The organism is Methylocucumis oryzae (genome assembly GCF_000963695.1).
Taxonomy (GTDB): Bacteria; Pseudomonadota; Gammaproteobacteria; order Methylococcales; family Methylomonadaceae; genus Methylovulum; species Methylovulum oryzae.
Window position 1 is genome coordinate 1 of record NZ_LAJX01000256.1, and the last position, 5,856, is coordinate 5,856.

Here is a 5,856-nt window from a genome sequence, read left to right on the forward strand (position 1 = left end):
TGAGTTAACACAATTTTGACAACGGAAAGTCGATGATACGGAATTTACCACCAAACGGTACGGCAGGTTTTTGCCCGCCAATCGGTCATATTCATTAAACGCGAACCACGACCACCGGCCAAAATTAAAGCAATCGTATTGCGCGTCAAGTGTTGAATGGACGGATCGGGGCTTAAGCTGTTTGACGCTGACATATAAATCTCCTGTGAGCATTAAAATCAATGTGTGCTGGTTAAGCGACTTTTTAATTATATTTGATCAGTTACTGTTTGCCCCCACCGTTCAGATGGTAGCCTCAATCGTATGACGCTAGAACACGCAGTTGCTAGTCAATTCATAAACAGAGCAAGCCATTCTATTTCATTTTAGCGCTCTACCTTTAAAAAACATTATGAAAGACTCACCTAGAAAAATAACACTATTTATCAGTCTAATTTAGTGTATCACCAAAGACCGACCAGATTATTACGCTTAAATACGACTGAACAGATAATAAGAGCACACACCGACTGTTTTTAGTGGGTCTGGACAAATTGAAATAGGTTAATGACGCATTGAGTTATAATGCAGGGATAAGATAAAACTAAAAACTGGCCGACCGGGGATAAAATGCATGTAGACAATAACGGGATTCTGTGCCGACCCGATTATGCCTAGAGAACGATATTTAAGCTACCAGCGTAGCGGGACAGGATATTCAGAGTGCTGCCGACACCTGCACCCTAAATACCCTGTCCCTGCTAAAGTGTGTAGCCGAAATTTATTAAAACAAATGGCAACGTCAGCCTACCGGTTTAATTCCAAGGGTCAATATCAACAATTTCCCGTACTTCAGCGCTATTGGCATCGACTAATACCGTCATGTTTTTCACTTTGCCGCGTAACGGCACCCACTTTACCTCGTTATTAGGGAAAACGCTTTATCAAGCTGTCTACTTGAGCATTGTTATGATGCAAAATTAATAAATCCGCTAATGGTCTAGCCTTGGTCAGTATTTGTGTTTTAACGTCACTCAGGGGTACATATAATTCAGGCAATTGTGGCCAATCAGCCCCACCTTGCACAGAAGAGAACATAATTTCCTGTCTACGCTCACGATTTTTAGAGGGCAAAGCGCCTACCCAACGCGGTGACCATCCTAACTCAACATTAGGATTATGCTCAGCAATGGCTTTTTCCATACTCTTTGCATCAATATCTAACGCCCGCGTCACCTCAAATAAATCAACGCTATAAACCACAAACGCAGGCCGCCCAGAATAAACTGTATGCATACCATATAACAACGCCGCAATCTGAAATAACGCAATCACTGATAAATCAAATTTTAGCGAAGGTTTACCTGGACTATAAATGATAAACGTAATCACAGGCCCAATGACAATATCAACACTGAGTAACATTAAAAAGATTTTTGTCACGCCGACAGCGTCTTGCAATGGTGCTGGATACCAAACTAAAAACACCAACAAACTCGCGCATAAAGCAACGATAAACGAGATGGATAAATGAATTAAAAACGCATACAAACGATGTTTCAATGACATATAAGACCAACGCCTATCAGTGTTCAGACAACGCCGCTACGCGACTTTCAACTGGAACATTGTTATTGACATAATCAACAATGCCTAAAAAAATCGCTCTAGCGGTTTTGGTTTGGTAACTGGGACTCAGCAAATTTTGCTCTTCCAGTGGATTGGAAATAAACGCAGTTTCCACCAGAATGGATGGAATATCGGGGGACTTTAACACCATAAAGCCTGCTTTTTGTACAGAATCTTTATGCATGGGACTAATCGATTGAAACTTCTTCAATACACAAGCCGCTAAATGGTCGCTGGCTTGTAATGTTGCAGTTTGCGATAAGTCTAGTAACACAGACGCTAACACATCTTCTTTATCATTTAAGCTCACTCCGCCTACTTCAACAGCATTTTCACTTTCAGCCAGCCATTTCGCGGCTTCACTAGAAGCACCACGCGTCGATAGCGTATAAACCGATGCCCCACGAACCGAAGTATCTTTAAACGCATCGGCATGAATTGAAATAAATAGCTCGGCTTTCGCTTGTCTAGCGAGTTCCATACGTTTTCTTAAATCGATATAAACATCTTTTTTACGAATTAATACAGCTTTCATACCGGGTTGCGCACTGATTAACGCCGCTAATTTTTTTTGCTATCGCCAAACGTAATGACTTTCTCTTCAGTGCCTTGCACGCCGTGTGCGCCAGGGTCATCACCGCCATGACCCGCATCGATAGCCACTACAAAGCGCTTGTAGGGCTAAGCGATGTTTTAACCGCTGTTAGCGTAGCAGGCTGCTCAGATTCAGCGACAATAGGCTCGCTCACAGAAGCTTGTTGTAACTGCGGCTGCGCTTTGATTCGTGGTGGTTGTGTTGAATCTGCATCAGCTGCTTTAGGCGCAGAGGCTTGTACTCCCGCCACTTCGGGCGTTAACTGGGATAGTGGAACTTTATTGGTTAAGTCTATAGTTAAATAACGGCTATTTTTATTGCTCGATGCTAACGAAAAATGCTCGGCACGCACTGGCATTTTTAAGTCAACAACAATACGCAAATCGTTGTCATTTTTAGCCGCTGCTCTAATTTTGGCAAATAACGGATGCGAAGCGACAGGTTGTTTTGGGCTAGCGTCTAATACGGCATTAGCAATATCAATTACTAATCGAGAGGGCTTATCTAACACAAATACTCTATGCTTAGGAGACGCTGATACATTAAACCTTAACCGAGATTTAGACGATGATGACGAATACATTAAGTCTTTTACATGCACAGATTGTGCAAAAACCGCTACCGATAATAGCTGCAATCCTATAACACACAAAGTTTGCTGAAAGACGTTCATAGCAGTTGGCGGGATAAGTTATAAATGAGTTTAAATTATAGCAGTATGTTATTGTTTTTCCAGAGCTACATTAAATTTCTTTATTGGCTAAGCCCCGTATTTGTATCACTCGACCAGTTGCTTGATAATCAAGAAAAATTTCTACTGTTGGTAAAGGCAAATAGCCATAGGCTTTTTCCGGCCACTCTATCCAACACACATCGGCCTGCTCTAAATAATCGGCAAAACCTAAATATTCCATTTCTTCCGGGCTGTTTAAGCGATATAAATCAAAATGACACACCTGCTTACCGCTCACGTCGTATTGCTCAACTAACGTATAGGTCGGACTTTTCACCGCACCGTTATAACCTAACGCACGTAAAAACCCTCGCACTAATGTTGTTTTACCAGCCCCTAAATCACCGTGTAAAAAAACCACGCTTTTTTCTGGTAACTGCTTGAGCAAACGTGCGCCTATTGCCTCTGTTGCTTCTGTATCTGCTAAAAACTCCGTCATGACTCTCCGCAAAGCTAATTGACTAACCGTCTTAAATAGTTAAATAAATCACTGGCTAATAAACCTCGCTCACCATATTCCGCCACGGCCATATCGGCTGCCAAACCATGCATCAACGCACCTTGTTGTGCAGCTTCCCAAGCAGGTAAACCTTGAGCTAACAACCCGCCGATAACACCGGCTAACACATCACCCATACCGCCTGACGCCATGCCCGGATTACCTGAATTCACTACCGCAATATCGCCCTCCGAAGCGATAAGCGTACCAAAACCTTTCAATAGCACAACACCGCCATAAGTCGCTTGTAATGCTGAAACCGCTTGATAACGATTTTGCTGAATTACTTTAGTAGTACAACCCAATAAACGCGCCGCTTCACCCGGATGCGGCGTTAACACCCATTGAGGCTTATTTAACGGTGACTCCGCTAACAGGTTTAAACCATCGGCATCGACCACCATAGGTATATTGGCAGACATAGCTGCACTGAACAGGTCTTTGGCCCAAGCACTACGACCTAAACCTGGCCCGAACACCAGCACGTCTTTGTTTTCAAGTAGCTTTTGTAACGCTAAGCCATTATCAACACCGTGACACATTAACTCTGGCTGGTCTATATTCAGCATCGCTGCATGAGCTGTTTTTGTCGCGATACTGACTAGTCCAGCCCCGATTCTTAACGCCGCCGTGCCCGCTAGTTTAGCAGCACCGGTATAACCTACCTCACCGCCAACAACGAGTACATGACCATAATGACCTTTATGGCTGTTACGCAAACGTTTAGGCCAAGACTTAGGCTGCACCACCTGGTGAGCAGAGCTTTTAATTTGCGCAAACGCCTCATCAGGTACTGATAACGCAGCACAATGCAACTGCCCGCAATAATCACCTGCATCCCCCGTTACTAAACCTTGTTTAATACCGATAAACGTCACAGTGACCGCCGCTTTAACGGCACAGCCTAAAACCATTCCCGTATCTGCATGTAAACCTGAGGGTATATCAAGCGCTAATACCGGCACGGCAAGCGCATTAATTGCTTGAACAGCCTCGGCATAAAGTCCAGTCACCGGTTTATTTAAACCCGTGCCGAATAATGCATCGACAATAAGCTCTGCCTGAACAAGGCTTGACGACGAATAAGCCTCAGTAACCCCACCGGCCTGACAGTAGCGCGTATACATAGTAAGCGCATCGCCGCTAAGACGCTCCGGAGCCGTCAACGCATACACCACCACGTCTAACCCCGCCGATTTAGCTAGCCAAGCGACCACATAACCATCCCCAGCATTATTGCCGCCACCACAAAATACGGCTAAACGCTTACATGTGGGCCAATGCCTAATTAATACCTGCCACGCTTCAGTTCCTGCTCGGTTCATTAACTCGCTACTGGGAATCTGTAACACCTCGATAACATAGCGCTCCAAGGCCTTAATCGCCTCTGCGCTATACAATTGATTCTCAAATGAAGACATACTGTTGCAAAAACTCATAGAAATGGCTTAGCGGAATGGAGATATGGTAAAGTACCTAACACCGACAGAGGCTTTCTAGCCTTTGCCGGGCTTTATAAAAAATGGCTACCAACGTAAACACCCTGTCCCTACTAATGAGTGTAGCCATAAAAATCAATAATAACATTTACGAGGATTGCGCATGAATTCCGTATTAAATGAAGTTTTAATGGCTAACCGAGACTACGCCTCTGAATTTGACAAAGGCGATTTGCCAATGCCACCCGGTCGGCGTTTTGCTATTTTAACCTGCATGGATGCAAGACTAGACCCGGCTAAATTCGCCGGTTTAACTGAAGGTGACGCCCATGTTATCCGTAATGCGGGTGGTAGAGCCAGTGATGATGCGATAAGGTCATTAGTCATCTCATATAAATTACTAGGTACGCGTGAATGGTTTGTCATTCATCATACCGATTGCGGCATGGAAACGTTTACTAATGACATTATGAGTGACTTGCTCAGCAGTAGCTTGAAAACAGCAAGTGTTGATGCTGACGGCTGGCACGATTGCTGTGAAGGACCAGGCTCACATGAGGGGCGTTATATTAATTGGCTAACAATAAAAAACCAAGCCCAAAGCGTGTTAGAAGATGTTGTCAGAATAAAATCCCATCCCCTAGTACCCACTGAAATACCGGTCTATGGCTATATTTATGATGTACGCTCAGGACGTTTACTAGAAGTACCTGAAGCCAGCGCTGCTGGACGTTGATGAACACACTTAAGCCCCAGCGCGTGTTTAAGCATGTTGGGGCTTAATCAAACAAGTGCATTCCATGCACCCAAAAAATCATTTTTAGTTCCCCCTCTGCGTCACTGCCATTAAGCTAAGGAATATAACAATATAATCAATGAGTTGTGTTTTGTGAAATATTCTTCCGTAGGACGGTTTCGCGATAGCAAGCCGTCATCGGCTCGCCTCGAAATGGTAGATTGCCTATCGGCGAATCCCCTTACC

General features: G+C 44.1%; 7 protein-coding genes and 1 pseudogene. 1 reads left to right on the plus strand and 7 read right to left on the minus strand.

From position 1 onward, the window contains the following. The 7 genes and pseudogenes from VZ94_RS24755 to VZ94_RS19350 all read right to left on the minus strand — a co-directional run. A pseudogene (locus VZ94_RS24755) lies at nt 1-194 on the minus strand (sugar phosphate nucleotidyltransferase); the annotation flags it as partial. 712 nt (nt 195-906) lie between these two features. Further along, nucleotides 907-1,548, minus strand: coding sequence for a TfpX/TfpZ family type IV pilin accessory protein (gene tfpZ / locus VZ94_RS19330; protein WP_052700762.1), 642 nt, complete (start codon nt 1,546-1,548; stop codon nt 907-909). Between the two features lie 16 nt (nt 1,549-1,564). Continuing rightward, nucleotides 1,565-2,143: an N-acetylmuramoyl-L-alanine amidase gene (locus VZ94_RS24760; RefSeq protein ID WP_275575332.1), complete on the minus strand. Its 579-nt coding sequence runs from the start codon at nt 2,141-2,143 to the stop codon at nt 1,565-1,567. A 26-nt stretch (nt 2,144-2,169) separates the two neighbouring features. Continuing rightward, nucleotides 2,170-2,271, minus strand: coding sequence for an N-acetylmuramoyl-L-alanine amidase (locus VZ94_RS31190; RefSeq protein WP_275575333.1), 102 nt, complete (start codon nt 2,269-2,271; stop codon nt 2,170-2,172). After that, the gene (locus VZ94_RS24765; protein ID WP_082081838.1) at nt 2,271-2,876 is read right to left on the minus strand and encodes an AMIN domain-containing protein; all 606 of its coding nucleotides are present in this window, start codon (nt 2,874-2,876) and stop codon (nt 2,271-2,273) included. Before VZ94_RS24765 ends, VZ94_RS31190 begins: the two co-directional genes overlap by 1 nt. Before the next feature lie 70 nt (nt 2,877-2,946). Beyond that, a complete protein-coding gene (tsaE, locus tag VZ94_RS19345; protein WP_045780491.1) occupies nt 2,947-3,375 on the minus strand; it encodes a tRNA (adenosine(37)-N6)-threonylcarbamoyltransferase complex ATPase subunit type 1 TsaE in 429 nt (142 codons plus the stop codon). A gap of 14 nt (nt 3,376-3,389) precedes the next feature. Further along, entirely contained in the window at nt 3,390-4,856 is a 1,467-nt protein-coding gene (locus tag VZ94_RS19350; RefSeq protein ID WP_045780492.1) for an NAD(P)H-hydrate dehydratase, read from the minus strand. Between the two features lie 181 nt (nt 4,857-5,037). Between VZ94_RS19350 and VZ94_RS19355 the strand changes: the two genes are divergently transcribed. After that, nucleotides 5,038-5,610, plus strand: a complete 573-nt coding sequence (locus VZ94_RS19355) for a beta-class carbonic anhydrase (protein WP_045780493.1) — start codon at nt 5,038-5,040, stop codon at nt 5,608-5,610. Nucleotides 5,611-5,856 lie beyond the last annotated feature (246 nt).

Coding starts and splice junctions, on each gene's coding strand:
- tfpZ (WP_052700762.1), bottom strand. CDS start 1,548: ATGTCATTGAAACATCGTTTGTATGCGTTTTTAATTCATTTATCCATC.
- VZ94_RS24760 (WP_275575332.1), bottom strand. CDS start 2,143: ATGAAAGCTGTATTAATTCGTAAAAAAGATGTTTATATCGATTTAAGA.
- VZ94_RS24765 (WP_082081838.1), bottom strand. CDS start 2,876: ATGAACGTCTTTCAGCAAACTTTGTGTGTTATAGGATTGCAGCTATTA.
- tsaE (WP_045780491.1), bottom strand. CDS start 3,375: ATGACGGAGTTTTTAGCAGATACAGAAGCAACAGAGGCAATAGGCGCA.
- VZ94_RS19350 (WP_045780492.1), bottom strand. CDS start 4,856: ATGTCTTCATTTGAGAATCAATTGTATAGCGCAGAGGCGATTAAGGCC.
- VZ94_RS19355 (WP_045780493.1), top strand. CDS start 5,038: ATGAATTCCGTATTAAATGAAGTTTTAATGGCTAACCGAGACTACGCC.